This window comes from Plantactinospora sp. BC1, from assembly GCF_003030345.1.
In the GTDB taxonomy this organism is placed as follows: Bacteria; Actinomycetota; Actinomycetes; order Mycobacteriales; family Micromonosporaceae; genus Plantactinospora.
Genome location: NZ_CP028158.1, coordinates 2807314 through 2827110, shown reverse-complemented (window position 1 = coordinate 2827110; position 19797 = coordinate 2807314). Strand labels below are relative to the sequence as shown.

Sequence of the window (19797 nt, the reverse complement as noted above, 5' to 3'; positions counted from 1 at the left end):
CGGGTCGCCAGCCCCGTCGGTGACCGCCGGCGAGGGGCCGCGGAGGGCTCAGGTTGGTAGCGTCGGACAGCGTGACGACGCAGAGCGGGAACTCCGCCGATGACGCCTTCTGGCGTCGACCCACCGGACCGCCCGCCGACGCCCCGGAGTCCGCGGCAGGGTCCCCGGCGCCGCCACCGGTACCCGAGATCCACTATCCCGGCCCACCGCCGAGCATCACCCCGCCGCCGGGCTGGCGCCCACCGCTGCACGTACAGCCGGCGCCGCCACGGCCACTGCCGGGCCAGGACCATGCCGCGCTGGACGCCGAGGAGGGGAGCGCACGGACGCTGACCTACGGCGTCGGCATGGTCGGCGGCGCGGTGGTACTGGTGCTGATGTGCCTGCTCTGCTCCCGGGCCCTCTTCTGACGACCGGCGGCCGGGACCGCAGCACGCCCCGCTAGAGGACGCCCTGCCAGACCGCCTCGGCGCCGGTGTCCCCGGTGAGGTAGACGTACCAGACGTTGAGCGCGGCGAGCACCACCACGACCGCGCCGAGCAGCAGGTTGAGCCAGACCGGCAGGGACCGCTCCCGGGTGAACCGGGGGCTGGTCACCACCAGCAGCACCAGCGTCACCACGCCGAGGGCGAGACTCCACCAGAGGGTCAGTTCGCCGTACCCCTGGTGCTCCACCACCTTCTGCAGGATCTCCGGGCCGTAACCCTTGGCGGTCAGTACCTCCTGGAGTTCCTCACCGGACTGCACCGCGAAGAAGGCGGCGACCGGCGCGGCCACCGCCAACACCGCCGCCGCCCAGTCGAGCCGGTTGCGGAACCGGGGCAGCACGGCGTACCCGGTGGAGACCAGCGCGAGCAGCGGCACGAAGACGACGGCCGCGTGCACCAGCAACGCGTGTGCGGGGAGACCCATGACTTCCCTGAACACCGACGCCTCCTTGCTACCGCTCCCGACGGGAGCCAACGGACGGTACGAAGATTCGATCACGTCATCCGCGACCTATACCGGTACACGGGGATCGAGCCGGGGCGGTTCAGCCGGGTTCCACCTCGGGTGCGACACCGGGTACGTGTGGCGGGCGCCACGATCGACTCGCATCCGCCTTGTTGGGTCCCCATCGACGTGCTGTGATAGTGAGATGACTGGCGAGGAACTGCTCCGGTCGAGGGGCCTTCGGGTCACCCGACCGCGCCTCGCCGTACTCGAGGTGCTGGCCGCCGGCGGGCACCTGGAGGTGGAGGAGATCACCCAGCGGGTCCGGCAACGCCTCGACTCGGTCTCCACGCAGGCGATCTACGACGTACTGGGTGCGCTCTCCCGGGCCGGTCTCTCCCGCCGGATCGAGCCGGCCGGGTCACCCGCCCGGTACGAGGCGCGGGTCGGCGACAACCACCACCATGTCGTCTGCCGGGGCTGTGGCGAGATCGCCGACGTGGACTGCGCGGTCGGTTCCGCACCCTGCCTCGACCCGGTGACCGCGTACGGCTTCCAGGTCGACGAGGCCGAGGTCACCTACTGGGGCCTCTGCCCGAGCTGCCAGTCGCGCCGGGCCACCGACGACTGATCACGGCCGCGCCCAGCGACCCGGCCGCGCCGCGCCCAGAGCCACCCGCCGCCGCCGTCGGACGGGCGGCACTGGCCGGAGGGCACCGGAACGCGGGCGAGGCACCCGTCGGCGCGTCACGCCGTCTCGGCGTGCCCGCCGTCGCCCGGCTCGACCGGCACGAGGGCGCGTTCCACCGCCGACCAGGGCTCGCGCTCGGGGGCGTCCGCACCGGCCGGGCAACTGCGGCGGTAGTCGCACCAGCCGCACCGGATGCCGGGCGAGACCGGAAAGGCCTCGTCCGGGTCCGTGCCGTCGGCGACCGCCCGCTCGGCGGCGATGATGTCCCGGGCGGTGTCCTCGGCCCGGGCGAGTTGCCGGGCGAGCGATTCCTCGGTGTGGTCGTGCCCGGCCACCGTCCGGGTCGGCAGGTGGTGCAGCTCCACCCGCCGGCACGGCTTGCGGAAGACCCGCTCGGCCGCGTAGGCGTAGAGCGCGAGCGCCTGGGAGCCACGGGCATCGTCGGAGTCCAGGCCGGTACGCCCGGTCTTGTAGTCGACGATCACCAACTCCGTACCGTCCGGGCCGGTGCGCGAGTCGATCCGGTCGGCGCGACCGTTGAACGCCAGCACGGCGGTCTTGACCGCCACCACCCGCTCCACCCCCAACGGCTCGTCGGCGGGGTCGAGCGTCTCCACGTAGGACTCGAGCCACTCCAGTGCCCTGCGGAAGATCGCCCGCTCCTGCTCCTCGTCGCGGTAGCCCTCCCGGACCCAGGTGCCCTTGAGCAGCGTCGGCAGCGCCTCGGGGCGGCGGCGGTCGGGCGGCAGCGCATACCAGTTACGCAGTGCGGTGTGCACGCTCGCGCCGAGGGAGTTGTGCGCCCACGGCGGCCCCTTGGGCGGCGCCGGCCGGTCGAGATAGGAGTAGCGGTAGCGGCGCGGGCAGTCCGTGTACGTGCCGAGCTTGCTCGGCGTGCAGACGAAGAGGCGCTCGGGCATCCCGTCGAACCCCAACTGCTCGGGCTGGGCGCCACGTGGTCGAGGGGTCCGGTTGCCGGCGGACGATGGCCTTCGCACGCCCCGATCCTGCCATGCCGGTCCGACACCCCCGTCGATCCGCCACCCGCCCGCCCCCGGACGACACGTGTCGGCAGAGGCACGCCCGCCGAGGGCGGGACGGGAGGGCGGCGACCGGAGTCAGCGGAACGCTCAGGAGGCGTGCAGGTGTGCGGTGACGAAGGCGGCGACGGAGTCGGCGATCAACTGCACCGCGATCGCGGCGAGCAGCAGGCCGGCGATCCGGGTCAGCACCTCGATCCCGGCCGGCCGGAGCACCCTGACCACGATCCCGGAGAAGCGCAGGATCAGCCAGACCGCCACCATCACCGCGACGATGCCGACCCCGATCGCCAGGTAGTCCGCCGTGCCCTCGGCGCGCTGTACGAAGAGCATCGTGGCGACGATCGCGCCGGGACCGGCCAGCAGGGGCGTACCGAGCGGCACCAGCGCGATGTTCGAGGTGTTCTGCTGGCCGGGGTCGTCGGCCTTGCCGGTGAGCAGTTCCAACGCGACCAACAGCAGCAGCAGGCCACCGGCGCCCTGCAACGCCGGCAGGTCGATGTGCAGATAGTCCAGCAGGGTCTGCCCGGCTACCGCGAACACGACGATCACCCCGAGGGCGAGCGCCACCGCCTGCCACGCGGCGCGTACCCGTTCCCGGGCCGGCATCTGGCCGGTCAGGGCGAGGAAGATCGGCACCATGCCCGGTGGGTCCGTGATCACCAGCAGGGTCAGCAGGACCTCGCCGAGCAGCTTCATGTTCACGTGATCACGTTAGCCGGACGCCGAGCCGCATCCGCCGAGGTCAGCCCGGGTCGGCGAGTACCCCGACCCCGCTGCTCGCCGCGAGGATCCGCTCGTACGCCTCGACCTCGGTGGTGTACGCGCCGAGCCGGACGCTCTTGTGCGCACCGTGGAAGTCGGAGGAGCCGGTGACCAGCAGTCCCAGCTCAGCGGCGAGGGCCCGTACGGCGTCCCGCTCGGCCGGCGAGTGGTCCTCGTGCTCCGCCTCCAGCCCGGCCAGCCCGGCTGCGGCCAACTCGACGATCAACGAGTCGGGCACGATCCGCCCCCGCCTGGTCGCCCTCGGGTGGGCCATCACCGGCACCCCGCCGGCCTGCCGGATCAGCCGGACCGCCCGGAACACGTCGATGTCGTCCTTGGGCAGCCGGTAGCGCTCACCGAGCCAGTGCGGGGCGAACGCCTCGGCGGTGGTCGCCACCAGGCCGGCCCGGATCAGCGCCTGCGCGATGTGCGGCCGGCCCACCGTGCCACCCCCGGCGGCGTCCCGGATCTCCGCCCAGTCGACGTCGATGCCGTCGGCCCGGAGCAGTTCGACGATGCGTTCGCCGCGTACCTCGCGGGCGGCGCGTACCCGGGTCAGCTCGGCCACCAGCTCCGGCGACTCCGGGTCGAAGAGGTAGCCGAGCAGGTGCAGCGGGATCGACGGCTCGGTGCCGTACCAGCGGCAGGAGAGTTCGGCGCCCCGGACCAGGGTGAGTCCCGGCGGCCGGGCGGCGGCGGCCCGGTCCCAGCCTCCGGTGGTGTCGTGGTCGGTGATGGCCAGTACGTCGAGCCCGGTCGCCCGGGCGGCCCGGACGAGTTCCTCGGGCGTGCAGGTGCCGTCGCTGGCGGTCGAGTGGGCGTGCAGGTCGATCCGGACCCGGCCTGCGTGGTCGGGCGCCTCGGACTGGCGGGACGTCACCGGGCCGAGGCTACCGGCCGTCGGCCGGGGCGGTCAGCCTCGGCACGAGCTGCCACTTCTCCGAGACTCCGTCGGGCAGCGGCACGATCTCCTCGGTGCCGTCGGTGCGGCAGCGTACGACCTGCCTCTCGTCCCCGGTCACCACCGTCCGGTCGTCGGCCCAGACCGGCGGCACGTCACCGGCGGCCGGGCAGGCGACGACGGTGTCGCCGCCGTTCAGTACCCGGTCGATGTCGATCAGCGCGACCTCGGCACCGCGCCGCTCGGCGAGCCATCGGCCGCCCGGGGCGAGGCCGCCGTCGGGGGCCTCGGCGCGCAGGCCGAGCCCGCAACCGCCACTGCGCACCGGTTGCAGTTTCCCGCCGGTCGAGGCGAGCCTGGCCAGGCAGCGCCGGTTCCCGCTCTCCTCCCGGACCAGCCCGACGACACCGTCGGCGCGTACCCCGTAGATCGCCGTCACGTCCGCGTTGCGGGTCGGTTGCCGGGCCGGGTGGGCCAGGTCGAGGAAGCCGTAGCCCCGGGAGCCGTCGGAGACCACCACCCGGTCGGCGGTGACCGCCACCGGCCAGGTGCCGGCGGGCACCTCGACGTGGTCCATCAGGGCCAGCCCGGTCGGGCCGACCCGGGCGAGGTACAGGGTGGTGTCGAGTTGGAAGGCCAGCCGGTCGCCGTCGGCGCTCAGCGCCCACCGGTCGTCCTCGCCGCTGAGCGCCACCGAGGTGCCGTCTGGCCGGAGGAACCTGACCTGCCGGGCCCCGGCGTACACCCAGCCGCCCGGCACCCGGTAGACCCGGGTCACCTCGCCGACGCCGGCCAGGCTCAGCCGCCGGCCGTCGGTGGTCCAGAGCTGGTCGCCGCTGCGGATGTCGAGTCCTACCCCGGTTTCCCGGCCGGGGGTCGGCGGCTGCACCGGCCCGACCGTGACCTCGGCCAGCGAGTCCACCTCGAAGCCGGCGGCGGGTCCGTTGGACGGCCGTTCGAGCAGCCATCCGCCGCCGAGCGAGGCGGCACCGGCGGTGACCAGGACCAGCGCGGCCGCCACCGCCGCCAGCGAGCTGACGGCGCGGCGTCGGCGGGCGAGCCGACCCCGTTGGATCACCCTGCCGGCCGGGTCGTCGGCCACCGGCGGTGTGTCGACCCGGGTGGCGAACATGTCGCGCAGCGAATCTTCCAGCATCGGCGTCACGCTTCCGCTCCGACCGCCGGAACGGGCGGGGCCGGCACCGAGAGGGCGGCCGGCCGCCGGGCTCCGGCCTGACGCGGTCTCGGCAGCTCCGGCGGGAGGGCCGGACGTTGGCCGAACGACTGCTGCGCGGGCTCGAACCGGCCGCCGTCGCCGTCGGCCGCTCGGAGGGGTACCGGGGTCAGCGCCTCCTCGCCCTGCGGCACCCGGCTGTCGGCCTCGGCGCCGAGCCGGCGGCGGAGTGTGGAGAGGGCCCGGGAGGTCTGGCTCTTCACCGTGCCCGGTGAGATGTCGAGCAGCGCGGCCGTCTGCGCCTCGGAGAGATCCTCGTAGAACCGGAGCACCAGGACGGCCCGCTGCCGGACCGGCAGGGTGCGGACGTGCCGCCACAGCCGGTCGCGTTCGAGCTGCTCCTCGATCTGGTCCGGGGCGGGCCGCTCGGGTAGCACCTCGGTGGGGCGCTCGCCGTGCCAGCGCCGCCGCCACCAGCTGGTCGCCGTGTTGATCAGGACCCGCCGGGCGTACGGCTCGACCGCCTCGATCTCGCCGAGCCGCTTCCAGGCCAGGTACGTCTTGGTCAACGCGGTCTGCAACAGGTCCTCGGCGGTGGCCCAGTCCCCGGCGAGCAGGTAGGCCGTACGCAGCAGGGCAGCCGATCGGGCCGCGACGAATTCGCGGAACTCCTCGTCCACCGAGTGCTTCGGCGCCACTCCCGCCTCCCCCCGCCTGTGCCAATCCGAAGGCTGCCACAAGCCCGACCCGCAGGTCTACGGCGGAAAGGTGCGATTCAGTTCGATGTTCGGGCAGGGAACCGCCGTTTTGCGCACCGGTGTCGCCCACCGCGTCGGCAGCGTCACACCGCCGCCCGGCCGTGCCGGGGTGGGCCGTCAGGCGCCGTCGTCGGCCTTGGCCTCCTCGGCCTCCTTGCCCAGCCGCGCCTCGACCGCCTGCGGCTCGTACATCTCCTCGACCACGCGCAGGTAGAGCTCGTTGGGGTTGGGAAGATACTTGATCTCCCGCAGCGCCTGCTCCTGACCGGCCGACTCCAGCACGAAGGTGCCGTAGTTGAGGGCGCGGCCGAGCGGCGACTGCTCGTATTTCATGTCGGTGACCCGCAGCAGCGGCATCATCGCGACCTGCCGGGTGATGATCCCGTTGACCACCATCACCCGCTTGTTGGTCAGGATGAACCGGTCGAAATACCAGTCCGCGACCTTCCAGGCGACCCAGCCCATGATGCCGAGCCAGATCAGCACCGCCACGGTGGTCAGCGCGCCGACCTCCTGGCCGGCGAGGAAGCCGGAGAGGTAGCCGAGCACGAAGGTGGCGAGCAGGCCGATCAGCAGCGGGGTGGCGAGGTAGATCTTGTGCCGCTTCCACTCGCCCCGGTAGCGCTCGGTCGGGAAGAGATAGCGGGCCACCAGCGAGGTCGGCTCGTCCTCCAGCGGCAGGACCCGGCGCGGGCCGAGCGGCATCCCCGAGGCGTCGACCCGCAGGCCGGCGAGCTCCTCCTCGGAGATCTCCGGACCCTGGTCCGGGTCACGGACCCAGCCCCGGGTGCCGGCCCGGCGGTCGCCGTAGCCGATGCCGTCGGAGTAGGCGGGCCCGTCCGAATAGGAGGGACCGGCGGCGTAGTCCGGGCCGGTACCGAACTCCGGCCCTTCGTCGGGTCGGACCCGGGGGATCGGCTCGGTGTCCCGCTCGCGCCGTCGACGTTCGTCGTCGTCCTCGGGCTCAGGGGGTTCACCCGACGGATTGCCCATGGGCGGCTAAGCGACGAGGTCGGTGAAGAAGTCGCCGAAGCCCTGGGCAACGTCCAGCAGGCTGCCGCCCAGCGACTTGAAGACGTCGGCGGCGGAGGAGGGCTGGTAGGCGATGAAGAAAACCAGGAAGGCGATACCGCCCCAGGTGAGGACCTTTTTAACCATGGCGGGCCATCCCTCCGTGCGGCACCGGGTTGCGAACCCCGGCAAAACCCAGAGTATCAGTCGGGTGTCCTGCGGGAAATAATCCACATACGCCCTCCGCCCCAGCCTGGCTGGCCATATCAGACCCTCCCGTGCAGGTAGGGGGACGGAGCACCGTAGACGAGCTCGGGCGGTGTCCACTCGGTCAGGTCGTGGAGTTCGACGTCTTCCGCGAGGAGGTAACCCGCACTCGCCGGCCAGGTTATCGCATAGAGCCAGATCCCCCGAGCTTCACCGGCGTAGGCGCTCCGGTCTGTCGGAGATTTGACTGACCATAGTGGAGTCGGATGGCCGCCGGCCCGGATCTTGGCGTGCGCGACCCGCTCGGCGGAACCCGGGCCGGGATCGGTCAGCGCCTCCGCGAGCTGCGGGCCCGGGTCGACCCCGGTGGTACCGGCCAGCCGGGTGCCCAGGCCGACGCCCGGCTCCTCGGCGACCAACACCAGGTCGGCGGGTCCACCGCCGAGCGGGTCCGGCCCGGTGCAGGCCACCGCGGTGGCGCGTACGCCGCCGCGATCGTCACCGGCCCAGCCGACCCCGGTCATCGTCCAGCCCTGCGGCAGCGGCCAGAGGCACCAGAGCGGCATCGGCGCGCCGGACCGGGCTCCCGGGAACCGGGCCTCCCGGTCGGCCGGATCGCGCTGTTCGACGATCCGCTCGACGGTGCTGGCCACGATCTCCGGCCCGATGTGCTCGGCGACGTGCAGCGGAGCGACCGGACCGCAGTCCGGACACCGCCAGGCGGTGTGCATCAGGTCCGGTGCTCGGACCGGACCGCCGCAACGTGGACAGCTCACCGCGACACCCACGACAACTACAGTCCCCGTACCAGTGGCCCCGAGTCAAGGCGAACCGGCCTTTTCGGGTCGTTCTGCGTACGGTCGGGACGCCGTGGGCCAGGTCAGCCGGGCTCGCCGGGCGGCTCACCGCCGTACGCGCGGATCCAGGCGTGCATGGCGATCCCGCTGGCCACCCCGGCGTTGATCGACCGGGTCGAGCCGTACTGGGCGATGGAGAAGACCGCCGAGCAGGCGAGCCGGGCCGGCTCGGAGAGCCCCGGCCCCTCCTGCCCGAACAGCAGTACGCAGCGGCGCGGCAGCACCGCGCTCTCCAGCGGTCGCGACCCGGGCAGGTTGTCGATGCCGATCACCGGCAGGTCGGCGGCGCGGCACCAGCGCAGGAACCCTTCGATCGTCTCGTGGTGCCGGACGTGCTGGTAGCGGTCGGTCACCATGGCGCCCCGCCGGTTCCACCGCCGCCGCCCCACCACGTGCACCTCGGCGGCGAGGAAGGCGTTGGCGTTGCGGACCACGGTGCCGATGTTGAAGTCGTGCTGCCAGTTCTCGATCGCCACGTGGAAGTCGTGCCGGCGCAGGTCCAGGTCGGCGACGATCGCCTCCCGCCGCCAGTAGCGGTACCGATCGACGACGTTGCGCCGGTCGCCCTGGCGGAGCAGTTCGGGGTCGTACCGGGGATCGGCCGGCGGCTCGCCCGGCCACGGCCCGACCCCGACCTCAAGCTCGACCTCGGCAGCGTCCACGGTTGCCGAGGGTACGCACGCCGGTCAGCCGGCCGGGCGCAGGCCCAGCGCCTCGCCGAGCTGGTCCAGCACCCGGCGCTGCTCCGGATCCACCGGATCGCCGAACGGGCGGGGCCGGCCGTCGGAACCGGCGGCCCGGCAGACCCGGGCCGCGACCGACTGCACCCACTGCCGGTAGGCGGCCGAGTCGGCCGGGTCGGCGTGTCGGGCCAGCGTCTCGACGGCGGCCCGGCAGGACCGGAGCAGTTCGGCGAGTCCGGCGTCGACGTGTCCGGCGCGGACCGGCCCGGAGTGCCCGTCGTCGGACTCGGCGTAGATGGCGGCGACCACGGCCCGGACCAGTTCGCTGTCGAACGACCGCCCGGCGGCGATGCCGTCCAGGCCGGCCAGGCCCTCGGTGACCGCCCGGACCGGGTTCTCCGGCCGGGCCGACGAGGCCGCGACGATCACCCGGCCGGGCAGCCGGACGAGCAGTCGCCAGTCGTCGGGCGGGTAGCCGGTGACGGTGGCCCGCCAGGCACCGTGCGTGGCACCGGGCGAGTCCGGAGATCCGGTGTGGCTCATGGCGCCTCCCGGGTCAGCATAAGCCGACAATAGGCGGAAGGCCCGGTTCCGCCCGAAAAGCGGTAGTGCTGGTGTCGTCGCCGGTCGACCCGGCGGCCGGACGCGGCATTGCCGACGTCACCGACCGGACCGAGGAGTCCGTGGCACTGATTAATGAGGTGTGCCGGGTGGAGGAAACCGACCCCGGACGCAATGAGCGGCGGGGCCCTCCCCGGCACCCGCCGCCCACGCTCTGATGGGGAAGATTCTGCCCGACCCGACCCGGTCGGCAGAAGAGTCCACCACGAGATCGGGGTCACAGTTACCTTTTTGTAATGTTACTGAACGTGAACGGTCGTACGCGCCCGGGCATCCGTTATGTCACCTGTTTCCGCTTGCCAACCGGCAAGTTTCCGGATCACACCCGGACTGGCCAGCGGAAGTCTTGGAAACGCTCCCATAACTGTCTGTCATCGAACTATGTCACCGGTGTTTCACATCCGGACCGGTCGGATCACCGACCCTCATCGATACCGGCGCCGGAACGTGAGCCCGCACACGATGACCGTTTCAACCCGCCGTGCCAGGGAATTCCGAGGAGACCGGGCGGGTTTTCCAGTCGTAAGCCAATTGCGGTGATCGGAGTGATCAATGGCGACCGTTGAGCTGACCACAGCCAACTTCGACGAGGTGACCGAGCAGCCGGGCATCGTGCTGGTGGACTTCTGGGCGGACTGGTGTGGCCCGTGCAAGCGGTTCGCGCCGGTGTACGAGCGCTCCTCGGAGAAGCACCAGGAGATCGTCTTCGGCAAGGTCGACACCGAGGCGCAGCAGGAGATCGCCGCGAAGTTCGACATCCGGTCCATCCCCACGATCATGGCGATCCGCGACGGCGTGATCGTCTTCGCCCAGCCGGGCGCCCTGCCGGAGTCGGCGCTGGAGTCGCTGATCGAGCAGGTGCAGGCGCTGGACATGGACGACGTACGCAAGCAGCTCGCCGAGCACAGCCACTGAACGGCAAACTGACCACGTAACACGACCGCGCTCCGGCCGGACACCGTACCCCGGTGTCCGGCCGGAGCCGTCTTCGCCGGGGTCGGCGGGCTGGACGGCCGGACCGACGGTCCCCGGGGCTTGCGGGCACCGCGTAAGGTCTCGAACCGATGGACGCGTTGCCGAGGCGGGGCCGGAGACTCCGGGTGGGCCTCACCCTGCTGGCCGGCGTGGTGCTGCTCGCCGGCACCCTCTGGGGCCAGGACGACCACTTCCCGTTCGGTCCGTTCCGGATGTACGCCGGCTCCAACCCGCCGGACGACCCCGCCCCGGACACCCGGATCGAGGGGGTCGACGCCACCGGCGCGGTGGTCGGGCTCGGCGAGCAGAACACCGGCATCCGGCGGGCCGAGATCGAGGGCCAGCAGAGCCGGTACGAGGCCGACCCGACCCTGCTGCGCCAGGTCGCCGACGCGTACGCGCAGCGGCATCCCGGCGCACCGCCGATCGTCGAGGTGCGCATCGTGATCCGCTGGCACGGCATCACGGACGGCCGGCCGACCGGGAACACGATCGACGAGACGGTGGTCCGGTGGCAGGCGTCGTGAACGCGTCGAGACGGATCGGCGCCGCCGTCTCCGGCTGGCTGACCGAACCGGTACCCCGGGCCCGGGTCGCCGCCTTCCGTACCCTGGTCTACCTTTTCGTCGCCGCGGACCTGCTGGTCTTCACGCCCTGGATCCGCGACAAGGCCAGCATCCCCGGCGAGCTCTACCAGCCGCTCTTCGTCGGCCGGCTGCTCCCGCTGCCGACCCCGACCCCGCTGCTGGTCAACCTCGTCTTCTGGGCGCTGCTGCTGCTCGCCCTCGCCGCCGCGACCGGACGGGCGCCCCGGGCACTCGGCTGGGCCGTCTTCGTGCTCTATTTCGAGTGGATGGTCATCGCGATGAGCTACGGGAAGGTGGACCACGACCGGTTCGCCTTCCTGGTGGCGCTGGCCGTGCTGCCGACAGTGGGCCGGGCCCGGCACGGGGACCGCACCGCCAGCGAGGCGGCCGGCTGGGCGTTGCGGGTCACCCAGATCGCCGTGGTCTGCACCTATTTCCTGGCCGCCTGGGCCAAGCTCCGGTTCGGCGGACTGGAGTGGATGACCGGTTCGGTACTCGCCCGGGCCATCATCCGGCGCGGCACCGAGCTGGCCGACCTGATCGCCCAGGTGCCGTACCTGCTGATCGCGGCACAGTTCGGGATCATCGCGTTCGAGCTGCTCAGCCCGCTGGTCTTCGTGGTGTCACCGCGCTGGCGACAGGCCGTGGTGGCGTTCTTCTACTCGTTCCACCTGGTCACCATCGCCACCATCACCATCTCGTTCGCCCCGCACCTGGTGGCGATGACCAGCTTCCTGGCGCTGGAGCGGCTCCGCCCGGTCGAACGGCTGCGCCGGCTGACCCGCCGAGGCGGTCAGGACGCCGAGGCGGTCCCGGCGGAGCCGCCCGCTGCGCGGTCGCCGGCCGTACCGTAGAGCCGGTCCCGGGTCGCCTGCGGCAGCGAGCAGGCCGCCGTACCGCCCGGCAGGCGGTGCCGGTTGCGGGCCACCCAGCGGTACGCCGGCCAGGCGAGCAGACGCACCGGAGGCAGCCGCAGGCCGGCGCCGAGCAGCCGCCAGCCGGGGCGGCTCGCGCCGAGCAGCCGGGCGATCGCGTCCGGGCCGGCGGCGCGTACGCCGTCGGTGCCGACCCACCAGACCGCCTCCTCGCACTGGTCGACGGTCAGCCCGAGCGCGTCGAGGTCGGCGAACTGCCAGGGCACCACCCTGGCCCCGGTCGGAATCCGCCGGCCGATGAACTCGGCGCAGGTGGTGCAGAAGGCGCAGTCGCCGTCGTACACGAAGGTGGGCTGGTCCATGGGACCAGTCTCCCCCGCCGACGGCGGCGCCGGCTAATCCACGTGGGCGAGGTAACCCGACAGGGTGCGGTCCAGGATCTCCTGGCCCGGCCGGGCCCAGACCTCGGCGTTGAAGACCTCGACCTCGATCGGCCCCCGGTAGCCGGCGGCCTCCACCGCCTCCCGGAACCGGCGCAGTTCCACACAGCCGTCGCCGGGCAGGGCGCGACCGAGCAGCACCCCCTCGGGCAGCGGGGTCGCCCAGTCCGCGACCTGGAAGCAGGCGATCCGCTCCTCCCGGCCGGCCCGGTCGATCTGCGCCCAGACCTGGTCGTCCCACCAGATGTGGTAGGTGTCCACCACGACACCGACCGTCTCGGCCGGATGCGGCGCGGCCAGGTCCAGCGCCTGACCGAGGCTGGACACCACGCAGCGGTCCGAGCAGTACATCGGGTGCAGCGGCTCGATCGCCAGCCGTACCCCGGCGGCGCGGGCGTGCGGCACCAGCTCGCCGATCGCCTCGCCGACGTGCGCCCGGGCCGCGTCCACGTCCCGGCTGCCGTCCGGCAGGCCGCCGGAGACCAGCACCAGCACCGGCGCCCCGAGGGTGGCGGCCTCGTCGATCGCCCGGCGGTTCTCGTCGTACCAGTCGGGGGTCTGGAAGAAACCACCCCGGCACAGCGAGGTGACCGCGAGCCCGGAGTCGCGCATCAGCGTGGCGGTCTTCTCCAGGCCGTGCGCGAGGGTCTCCTCCCGCCAGAGCCCGACCTGGGTCACCCCGGTCGCCAGGCAGCCGTCGACCAGCTCGGGAATCGGCCAGTACTTGGCGGTGGCCTGGTTGAACGAGAACCGTTCCCGCACGGTACTCATCGGGCGGGCTCGCCGTCGAGGTCCGGGATCTCGATCCGCCGGCCGTCCCGGGCGGAGGCGAGCCCCAGCTCGGCGAGCTGTACGCCCCGGGCGCCCGCCCAGAGGTCCCAGCCGTACGGTTCGTCGACGACCACGTGCCGGAGGAACAGCTCCCACTGCGCCTTGAAGCCGTTGTCGAACTCCTCGTTGTCCGGCACGACCTGCCACTGTGACCGGAAGTCCTCGGTCGCCGGCAGGTCCGGGTTCCACACCGGCTTCGGCGTGGTCGCCCGGTGCTGGATCCGGCAGTTGCGCAGCCCGGCCACCGCGCTGCCCTCCGTGCCGTCGACCTGGAACTCGACCAGCTCGTCCCGGTAGACCCGGACCGACCAGGAGGAGTTGATCTGGGCCACGATCCGGCCCGACTGCCCCGGCCGCTCGATCTCGAAGATGCCGTAGGCCGCGTCGTCGGCGGTGGCGTCGTAGCGCTCGCCGGCCTCGTCCCAGCGGTGCGGGATGTGCGTGGTGACGTGCGCCGTCACCGCGGCGACCCGGCCGAAGATCTGCTCCAGCACGTAGTGCCAGTGCGGGAACATGTCGACCGTGATGCCGCCCCCGTCGGCGGCCCGGTAGTTCCAGGACGGTCGCTGCGCCGCCTGCCAGTCGCCCTCGAAGACCCAGTAGCCGAACTCGCCGCGTACCGAGAGGATGCGGCCGAAGAAGCCGCCCTTCACCAGCCGGTCGAGCTTGCGCAGGCCGGGCAGGAAGAGCTTGTCCTGCACCACGCCGTGCTTGATGCCGGCGGCGTCGGCCAGCCGGGCCAGCTCGATCGCCCCGGCGAGGTCCTCGGCGGTCGGCTTCTCGGTGTAGATGTGCTTGCCGGCCTCGATCGCCAGCTTCAGCGCCTTCTCCCGCTGGGCGGTGACCTGGGAGTCGAAGTAGATCTGCACGTCCGGGCGGGCCAGCGCGGCGGGCAGGTCGGTGGTCCACTCGGTCAGCCCGTGCCGCTGGGCGATCTCCTGGAGCTTGGCCTCGCTGCGCCCGACCAGGATCGGTTCGGGCCAGAGCCGGCGGCCGTCGGGCAGCGCCAGCCCGCCCTGCTCCCGGATGGCGAGCAGTGATCGGACCAGGTGCTGCCGGTAGCCCATCCGGCCGGTCACGCCGTTGAGCACGATGCCGATCGTGGTGCGGCCCATGTACGTCGCCTCCTCAGGCTGGCTGATCCGCGGGTGCCACTCGTCGAGCGCGCGGGGGTACGTGTGGTGCGGTGGGGGTTCGTCCTGGCGCGCGATGGTCGCGGTGGAGCACGCCGTACGTCGGTAAGCGCTTTCCCGATTACGCTACCGACTCCGTTCCGATTCGGGCAAGAGCCTCCCGGCACCGGCGGTGATCTCCAGCCGCCGGGGTCACCGGCCCGCGACGGCCGTGAATGGCCGCGACGCCGCCGCGATATCCTCACCTGCAACCCGCCACCGGGCGGTCGGGGAGGGAACGGGTCGATGGCCACTCTGGCGGATGTCGCGCGGCGGGCCGGCGTGTCACCCGCCACCGCGTCGAGAATCATCAACGGCAGTCCGAAGCCGGTGACCGACGCGCTCCGCGAGCGGGTGCTCGCGGCGGTCGAGGAGTTGCAGTACGTCCCCAACGCGCACGCCCAGCAGCTCGCCCGCAACCACCGCAGCGCGGTCGGCGTGATCGTGCACGACGTCTCCGACCCGTACTTCGCGGAGATCACCCGGGGGCTGCAACGGGTCGCCACCGAGCACGGCCGGCTGGTCATCATCTGCAACACCTACCGCGACCCGGACAAGGAACTGGAGTACGTCGAGCTGCTCCGGGCCAACCAGGCCGCCGCGATCATCCTGGCCGGCTCGGGCTACCACGACGAGCAGTTCACCAACACGCTCGACGCCAAGCTGCGGGTCTACCAGTCCACCGGCGGGCACGTCGCGGTGATCGGCCGGCACGAGCACAGCGGGCACGCCGTCATCCCGGCCAACGAGGCCGGCGGGCACCTGATCGGCGCCGAACTCTACGGCCTCGGACACACCCGGATCGGCGTCGTCGCCGGGCCGCGACACCTCACCACCACCACCGACCGGCTCGCCGGGCTGCGCCGGGCCGCCCGGGAGCACGGCCAGAAGCTCACCACCCGGCAGATCGTCTACGCCGACTTCGACCGCTCGGGCGGCGCCACCGCTACCGCCACACTGCTGGAGACCCATCCCGAGGTCACCGCGATCGTCGCGCTGAACGACTCGATGGCGATCGGCGCCCTCGCGCTGCTGCGGTCCCGGGGCATCGACGTACCGGGCCGGATCAGCGTGGTGGGCTTCGACGACATGCCGATCGCCCGGGACGTGACGCCCGCGCTCACCACGATCCGGCTGCCCCTGGCCGACATGGGCGCCCGGGCGATGACCCTCGCGCTGCAACCGCCCGAGCCGCTGAACACCCCGCAGATCGAACACGTCGCCGCGGAACTGGTCCGCCGGGAGAGCAGTGCCCCGCCCCCCGACGGCCGGTAGCCGCAGGTCCCCGGTCGACTGACTCCGGCGGCGCCGGGGTCGTCGGCGCCGCCGCGTGGCGAGTTGCGTCGGGCGTCGTACGTATGTTCGAATAATGGCCATGCGCTGGGAAAACCTGAGGTCGGCTCCCCCCGACAGCGGGCCCCCACCGGGGGCAGCGCCAGCGGCTCCACCCCTGCCGCTGGCGCTGCCCGGCGCGACCGTCCGCACCTTCGACACCCCCGACTTCGCCGGCATGACCTTCTACGAGGTGCACGCCAAGTCGATCATCAACCGGGTGCCAGGTGCCTCCCGGGTGCCGTTCCAGTGGACGATCAACCCCTACCGGGGGTGCAGCCACGCCTGCGCCTACTGCCTGGCCGGCGACACCGCGATCCTGCTCGCCGACGGGCGCACCCGACCCCTTTCCGAGCTGCGGATCGGCGACCAGATCTACGGCACCGTCGCCCAGGGCAACCACCGGCGCTACGTCCGGACCGAGGTGCTGGCGCACTGGTCGACGGTGAAGCCGGCATACCGGATCGTGCTGGCCGACGGCACCGAGCTGACCGCCAGCGGCGACCACCGCTTCCTCACCCCGCGCGGCTGGAAGCACGTGGTCGGCGCACCGCCCGGCGAGCCGCCCCGGCCCTATCTGGCGATCACCGACAGCCTGGTCGGCACCGGTCGGGCCACGCCGGGCCCCTCCGACCTCCCGGCCGGCGGCCTCGACGGGACCATCCTCGGCGGCCGGGCGGTGCTGCGGATCCGCCGCATCGAGCCGCTCAACCAGGATCTCCAGCTCTACGACATCACCACCGGCACCGGCGACTTCGTCGCCAACGGCGTGGTCAGCCACAACTGCTTCGCCCGCGGCACCCACACCTATCTCGACCTGGACCCGGGACGCGACTTCGACAGCAAGGTGGTGGTCAAGGTCAACGCGGGCGAGCTGGTCCGCCGCGAGCTGGCGGCACCGAAGTGGTCGGGCGAGCACGTCGCGATGGGCACCAACGTCGACTGCTACCAGCGGGCCGAGGGGCGCTACCGGCTGATGCCGCCGATCCTGACGGCCCTGCGCGACTTCGCCAACCCGTTCTCGATCCTGACCAAGGGCACCCTGATCCTGCGCGACCTGCCGCTGCTCCAGGAGGCGGCCACCGTCACCCGGGTCGGCATCTCGATGTCGGTCGGCTTCGTCGACGAGCGGATGTGGCGTGCCGTCGAGTCGGGCACACCCAGCCCGCGACGCCGGCTCGACGTGGTACGCCGGCTGACCGACGCCGGCTTTCCGGTCGGGGTGCTGATGGCCCCGATCCTGCCGGGGCTGACCGACAGCGACGAGTCCATCGAGGAGACGGTGGCGGCGATCGCGGCGGCCGGCGCGGTGAGCGTCACCCCGTTGCCGCTGCACCTGCGCCCCGGTGCCCGGGAGTGGTACGCGAGCTGGCTCGGCCGGGAGTTTCCGCAGCTGGTGCCGCGCTACCGGAGCCTCTACGGCCGGGGCTCCTACCTGCCTCAGGCATACCAGCGCGAGCTGACCGCCCGGGTCCGGATGGCGGCCCGGCGCCACGGCCTGCACCGCTCCGAGCCGGGCGAGGCCCGCCAGGTGCCGGCACCCGCACCGACGCCCGCCGTCGAGCAGCTCACCCTGCTCTGACGGTGCGCATGGTGGATTCGGGCCGAGCCGGCCACACCGGAGCCGAGCTAGAGTCGCGGGGTGCGTAGCCCTCAGCAGATCCTGGCCGAGGCCGGGGTGATCGCCGTGGTCGGGGCGTCCCGCGACCCCGGCAAGCCGTCCCACAGCGTCCCGGCGCTGATGCAGCGGTACGGCTGGCGGATCATCCCGGTCAACCCGGTGGCGGACGAACTCTTCGGCGAGCGGGTCTACCGCTCGCTGGCCGAGATCCCGCACCCGGTCGACCTGGTCGACGTGTTCCGGCCGGCCGAGGACGCCGTGCAGGTGGTCCGCGAGGCGGTCGCGATCGGCGCCCCGGCGGTCTGGCTGCAACTCGGCATCGTCTCGGCCGAGGCCCGGCGGATCGCCGAGGAGGCCGGCATCGACTACGTCGAGGACCGCTGCCTGGCGGTGGAACGCGCCACCGGCGGACTCTCCCGGCGCAGCTGACCGCCGCCGGAACTCCGCGCGTCTCCGCCGCCGGAACTCGACGCGTCTCCACCACCGCAACTCCGCGCGTCTCCGCCGCCGGAACTCGGCGCGTCTCCGCCACCGGAACTCGGGGCGTCTCCGCACCCACGGGTGCATCATTCCGGGCATTCGCCGCAAAGGCCGCCTCGACCGGTAGCGTTGCCGGGTGAGGAGGGGAATGCGATGAGCAACCCAGAGCCGGGTGAGCCGCAGGATCCGCACGGACGTCCGGCGCAGCCCCCGCCCGGCTTCGGTGACCGCCCCGACCAGCCCGGCCAGTACGGCTACCCGGGCCAACCCGACCAACCCGGCTACTACGGCCAACCCGGGCAACCGGACCAGCCCGGCTACTACGGCCAACCCGGCCAGTACGGCTACCAGGAGCAGCCCGGCTACTACGGTCAGCCGGGGCAGCCCGGTACCAGGGGCGAGCCCGGCTACTACGGTCAGCCGGGCGGGCAGTCCGGGATCAACCTGCTGGCGATCCTCTCCCTGGTCTTCGCCTTCGTCTTCGCGCCGGCCGGCATCGTGCTCGGGCACCTGGCCCGGCGCCAGATCCGGCGCACCGGCGAACAGGGCGGCCAGTTGGCCACCTGGGGACTGATCCTCAGCTACGTCTTCACCGCGCTCTACCTGATCGCCTGCTGCGGCTGGCTCGCCCTGGTGGGCTGGGCCGGCTCCGAGGGCAACGGCGGCACGTACTGAGCCGTCGGGCGAGGTGTCCCGGCGGCACGGTGCACCGCCGGACGCCCGAGGCGGTGCCGAGGGGCTACCCGGCTACCGGTACTCCGCCTCCCGCACGCTGTTGCCGCCGTCCACCACCAGCATCTGGCCGGTGATGTAGGAGGCGGCCGGCGAGCAGAGGAAGGCGATCGCGGCGGCGACCTCGTCCGGGGTGCCGGGGCGGCCGACCGGGGTACCGAGCCCCTGCTTCAGTTCGGCCATCGTGGACGCCGCCGTGTAGATCGTCCCCGGCGCCACCGCGTTGACGGTCACCCCGTCGGCGATCATCTCCATCGCCAGTGCCCGGGTCAGCCCGACGACGCCGGCCTTCGCGGCCGCGTACGCCGCCTCGGTGGGCAGCGCGTTGACCGGGCCGGCGGTGGCGGCGAGGTTGACGATCCGACCCCAGCCCCGCTCGGCCATGCCGCCGCTGAACGCCCGGCTGCACAGGAACGCCGTACTCAGGTTGCGTTCGATCTCCCGGTGCCACTCGTCGTAGCTCAACTGGGCGACCGGCCGGAGCACCTCCGGACTGGCCCGGCTCGCCAGCCCGGCGTTGTTGACCAGTACCTCGACCTCGCCGAGCTGCTCGACGATGGCGTCCGCCAGCGCGCCGACCTCGGCCTCGTCGGTCAGGTCGGCGACGAAGCCCGTCGCGCCCAGCTCGCTGGCCCGATCGTGGATGCGGCGGGTGGTCGAGACGATCGCCACCCGGGCACCGAGCGCGCAGAGCCGGCGGGCCGTCGCGTACCCGATTCCGTCCGGACTGCCGGCACCGGTGACCAACGCCACCCGCCCGTCCAGGCGCATCGTCACCGGTTCGGTGTCGCCGGCCGGTGCCACCGGCCGGCCCGGGTCGATGCTCTGCGAGACGGTGCCCTGCGAGCCGGTACGGGGCCGGCGGGCCAGCGCGGGGCGCGTGGCGTCCCGACGAGGCCGATTACCGGATCTGTCCCCGGCGCGCGCGTCGAATACCATGCCCGCGATCCTGCCCGGTCGAGTCGATACGGGCAACGCCGCACCGCCGTGGCAGCGCCGACCGGGCGCCGGTCGGCGCCGACCCGGCCCGTTCGGCCGATCCCCGCCGGCCCGTCGGCGGCGACGGGCCGGGCGGATACGGGGACACCGATCTGGCGTACGCCGACTACCC

The 19797-nt window shown here is 72.7% G+C and carries 24 protein-coding genes; 9 read left to right on the top strand and 15 right to left on the bottom strand.

The window, feature by feature from the left end; translation table 11 throughout:
• Positions 1-71: 71 nt before the first annotated feature.
• A complete protein-coding gene (locus tag C6361_RS12100) occupies positions 72-410 on the top strand; it encodes a hypothetical protein (protein WP_107267796.1) in 339 nt (112 codons plus the stop codon).
• A 31-nt stretch (positions 411-441) separates the two neighbouring features.
• On the opposite strand, the gene C6361_RS12095 is transcribed toward C6361_RS12100, so the two are convergent.
• Positions 442-927 (bottom strand): DUF2231 domain-containing protein, encoded by a 486-nt coding sequence (locus C6361_RS12095; protein WP_107270903.1) that lies wholly within the window; start codon positions 925-927, stop codon positions 442-444.
• A 211-nt stretch (positions 928-1138) separates the two neighbouring features.
• Between C6361_RS12095 and C6361_RS12090 the strand changes: the two genes are divergently transcribed.
• The gene (locus C6361_RS12090) at positions 1139-1564 is read left to right on the top strand and encodes a Fur family transcriptional regulator (RefSeq protein WP_107257708.1); all 426 of its coding nucleotides are present in this window, start codon (positions 1139-1141) and stop codon (positions 1562-1564) included.
• A gap of 116 nt (positions 1565-1680) precedes the next feature.
• Here the strand turns inward: C6361_RS12090 and C6361_RS12085 are convergent, their stop codons facing one another.
• The 10 genes from C6361_RS12085 to C6361_RS12045 form a co-directional block, all read right to left on the bottom strand.
• Positions 1681-2622, bottom strand: a complete 942-nt coding sequence (locus tag C6361_RS12085) for a RecB family exonuclease (protein ID WP_369931381.1) — start codon at positions 2620-2622, stop codon at positions 1681-1683.
• 132 nt (positions 2623-2754) lie between these two features.
• Entirely contained in the window at positions 2755-3369 is a 615-nt protein-coding gene (locus C6361_RS12080) for a MarC family protein (protein ID WP_107257707.1), read from the bottom strand.
• A gap of 40 nt (positions 3370-3409) precedes the next feature.
• Positions 3410-4309, bottom strand: a complete 900-nt coding sequence (locus C6361_RS12075) for a PHP domain-containing protein (protein WP_107267795.1) — start codon at positions 4307-4309, stop codon at positions 3410-3412.
• A gap of 10 nt (positions 4310-4319) precedes the next feature.
• Positions 4320-5486 carry a hypothetical protein gene (locus C6361_RS12070; protein WP_159079300.1) on the bottom strand — a complete coding sequence of 389 codons (1167 nt, stop codon included), beginning with the start codon at positions 5484-5486 and terminating at the stop codon, positions 4320-4322.
• A 5-nt stretch (positions 5487-5491) separates the two neighbouring features.
• The gene (locus C6361_RS12065) at positions 5492-6202 is read right to left on the bottom strand and encodes a SigE family RNA polymerase sigma factor (protein ID WP_107267793.1); all 711 of its coding nucleotides are present in this window, start codon (positions 6200-6202) and stop codon (positions 5492-5494) included.
• 177 nt (positions 6203-6379) lie between these two features.
• Positions 6380-7255, bottom strand: a complete 876-nt coding sequence (locus C6361_RS12060; RefSeq protein WP_107257703.1) for a PH domain-containing protein — start codon at positions 7253-7255, stop codon at positions 6380-6382.
• Positions 7256-7261: 6 nt separating this feature from the next.
• Positions 7262-7420 (bottom strand): hypothetical protein, encoded by a 159-nt coding sequence (locus C6361_RS37575; RefSeq protein ID WP_165436875.1) that lies wholly within the window; start codon positions 7418-7420, stop codon positions 7262-7264.
• A 119-nt stretch (positions 7421-7539) separates the two neighbouring features.
• Positions 7540-8256 (bottom strand): DUF6758 family protein, encoded by a 717-nt coding sequence (locus C6361_RS12055; RefSeq protein ID WP_369931380.1) that lies wholly within the window; start codon positions 8254-8256, stop codon positions 7540-7542.
• Between the two features lie 104 nt (positions 8257-8360).
• Positions 8361-8999, bottom strand: coding sequence for an RNA methyltransferase (locus C6361_RS12050; RefSeq protein ID WP_107267791.1), 639 nt, complete (start codon positions 8997-8999; stop codon positions 8361-8363).
• Positions 9000-9023: 24 nt separating this feature from the next.
• On the bottom strand, positions 9024-9563 hold the full coding sequence (locus C6361_RS12045) for a hypothetical protein (RefSeq protein WP_234359459.1): 540 nt from the start codon (positions 9561-9563) through the stop codon (positions 9024-9026).
• Between the two features lie 630 nt (positions 9564-10193).
• Between C6361_RS12045 and trxA the strand changes: the two genes are divergently transcribed.
• The 3 genes from trxA to C6361_RS12030 all read left to right on the top strand — a co-directional run bounded on the left by trxA (position 10194) and on the right by C6361_RS12030 (position 12057).
• Positions 10194-10556, top strand: a complete 363-nt coding sequence (gene trxA / locus C6361_RS12040; protein WP_107257700.1) for a thioredoxin — start codon at positions 10194-10196, stop codon at positions 10554-10556.
• A gap of 185 nt (positions 10557-10741) precedes the next feature.
• Positions 10742-11143, top strand: a complete 402-nt coding sequence (locus tag C6361_RS12035) for a hypothetical protein (RefSeq protein WP_369931379.1) — start codon at positions 10742-10744, stop codon at positions 11141-11143.
• Entirely contained in the window at positions 11128-12057 is a 930-nt protein-coding gene (locus C6361_RS12030) for an MFS transporter permease (protein WP_234359458.1), read from the top strand. The genes C6361_RS12035 and C6361_RS12030 overlap by 16 nt, the downstream gene beginning before the upstream one ends.
• Here C6361_RS12030 and C6361_RS12025 read toward each other — a convergent pair.
• From C6361_RS12025 to C6361_RS12015, 3 genes are read right to left on the bottom strand one after another with little or no spacing between them, the layout of a single operon-like run.
• A complete protein-coding gene (locus C6361_RS12025) occupies positions 11997-12440 on the bottom strand; it encodes a thiol-disulfide oxidoreductase DCC family protein (protein WP_107267789.1) in 444 nt (147 codons plus the stop codon). The two genes, C6361_RS12030 and C6361_RS12025, sit on opposite strands and share 61 nt — an antisense overlap.
• A 33-nt stretch (positions 12441-12473) precedes the next feature.
• Complete coding sequence (locus tag C6361_RS12020) at positions 12474-13289, bottom strand: sugar phosphate isomerase/epimerase (protein ID WP_107267788.1); 816 nt, start codon at positions 13287-13289, stop codon at positions 12474-12476.
• Positions 13286-14464: a Gfo/Idh/MocA family protein gene (locus C6361_RS12015; RefSeq protein WP_107257696.1), complete on the bottom strand. Its 1179-nt coding sequence runs from the start codon at positions 14462-14464 to the stop codon at positions 13286-13288. The genes C6361_RS12020 and C6361_RS12015 overlap by 4 nt, the downstream gene beginning before the upstream one ends.
• Before the next feature lie 303 nt (positions 14465-14767).
• Between C6361_RS12015 and C6361_RS12010 the strand changes: the two genes are divergently transcribed.
• From C6361_RS12010 to C6361_RS37570, 4 genes are all read left to right on the top strand, one after another.
• Positions 14768-15796, top strand: a complete 1029-nt coding sequence (locus C6361_RS12010; RefSeq protein ID WP_107267787.1) for a LacI family DNA-binding transcriptional regulator — start codon at positions 14768-14770, stop codon at positions 15794-15796.
• A 94-nt stretch (positions 15797-15890) separates the two neighbouring features.
• Positions 15891-17435, top strand: coding sequence for an Rv2578c family radical SAM protein (locus C6361_RS12005; protein WP_369931378.1), 1545 nt, complete (start codon positions 15891-15893; stop codon positions 17433-17435).
• A 60-nt stretch (positions 17436-17495) separates the two neighbouring features.
• A complete protein-coding gene (locus C6361_RS12000) occupies positions 17496-17903 on the top strand; it encodes a CoA-binding protein (RefSeq protein WP_107257694.1) in 408 nt (135 codons plus the stop codon).
• 204 nt (positions 17904-18107) lie between these two features.
• Positions 18108-18629 (top strand): DUF4190 domain-containing protein, encoded by a 522-nt coding sequence (locus tag C6361_RS37570; protein ID WP_199853328.1) that lies wholly within the window; start codon positions 18108-18110, stop codon positions 18627-18629.
• A 72-nt stretch (positions 18630-18701) separates the two neighbouring features.
• Here the strand turns inward: C6361_RS37570 and C6361_RS11985 are convergent, their stop codons facing one another.
• Positions 18702-19556 carry an SDR family NAD(P)-dependent oxidoreductase gene (locus C6361_RS11985; protein WP_369931422.1) on the bottom strand — a complete coding sequence of 285 codons (855 nt, stop codon included), beginning with the start codon at positions 19554-19556 and terminating at the stop codon, positions 18702-18704.
• Positions 19557-19797 lie beyond the last annotated feature (241 nt).

What these genes read in the sequence shown, in the direction of transcription:
- C6361_RS12025 (WP_107267789.1), bottom strand. Translation starts at nt 12,440, where the DNA reads ATGGACCAGCCCACCTTCGTGTACGACGGCGACTGCGCCTTCTGCACC.
- C6361_RS12090 (WP_107257708.1), top strand. Translation starts at nt 1,139, where the DNA reads ATGACTGGCGAGGAACTGCTCCGGTCGAGGGGCCTTCGGGTCACCCGA.
- C6361_RS12045 (WP_234359459.1), bottom strand. Translation starts at nt 9,563, where the DNA reads ATGAGCCACACCGGATCTCCGGACTCGCCCGGTGCCACGCACGGTGCC.
- C6361_RS12060 (WP_107257703.1), bottom strand. Translation starts at nt 7,255, where the DNA reads ATGGGCAATCCGTCGGGTGAACCCCCTGAGCCCGAGGACGACGACGAA.
- C6361_RS12015 (WP_107257696.1), bottom strand. Translation starts at nt 14,464, where the DNA reads ATGGGCCGCACCACGATCGGCATCGTGCTCAACGGCGTGACCGGCCGG.
- C6361_RS12070 (WP_159079300.1), bottom strand. Translation starts at nt 5,486, where the DNA reads ATGCTGGAAGATTCGCTGCGCGACATGTTCGCCACCCGGGTCGACACA.
- C6361_RS37575 (WP_165436875.1), bottom strand. Translation starts at nt 7,420, where the DNA reads ATGGTTAAAAAGGTCCTCACCTGGGGCGGTATCGCCTTCCTGGTTTTC.
- trxA (WP_107257700.1), top strand. Translation starts at nt 10,194, where the DNA reads ATGGCGACCGTTGAGCTGACCACAGCCAACTTCGACGAGGTGACCGAG.
- C6361_RS37570 (WP_199853328.1), top strand. Translation starts at nt 18,108, where the DNA reads ATGAGCAACCCAGAGCCGGGTGAGCCGCAGGATCCGCACGGACGTCCG.
- C6361_RS12010 (WP_107267787.1), top strand. Translation starts at nt 14,768, where the DNA reads ATGGCCACTCTGGCGGATGTCGCGCGGCGGGCCGGCGTGTCACCCGCC.
- C6361_RS12005 (WP_369931378.1), top strand. Translation starts at nt 15,891, where the DNA reads ATGGCCATGCGCTGGGAAAACCTGAGGTCGGCTCCCCCCGACAGCGGG.
- C6361_RS12020 (WP_107267788.1), bottom strand. Translation starts at nt 13,289, where the DNA reads ATGAGTACCGTGCGGGAACGGTTCTCGTTCAACCAGGCCACCGCCAAG.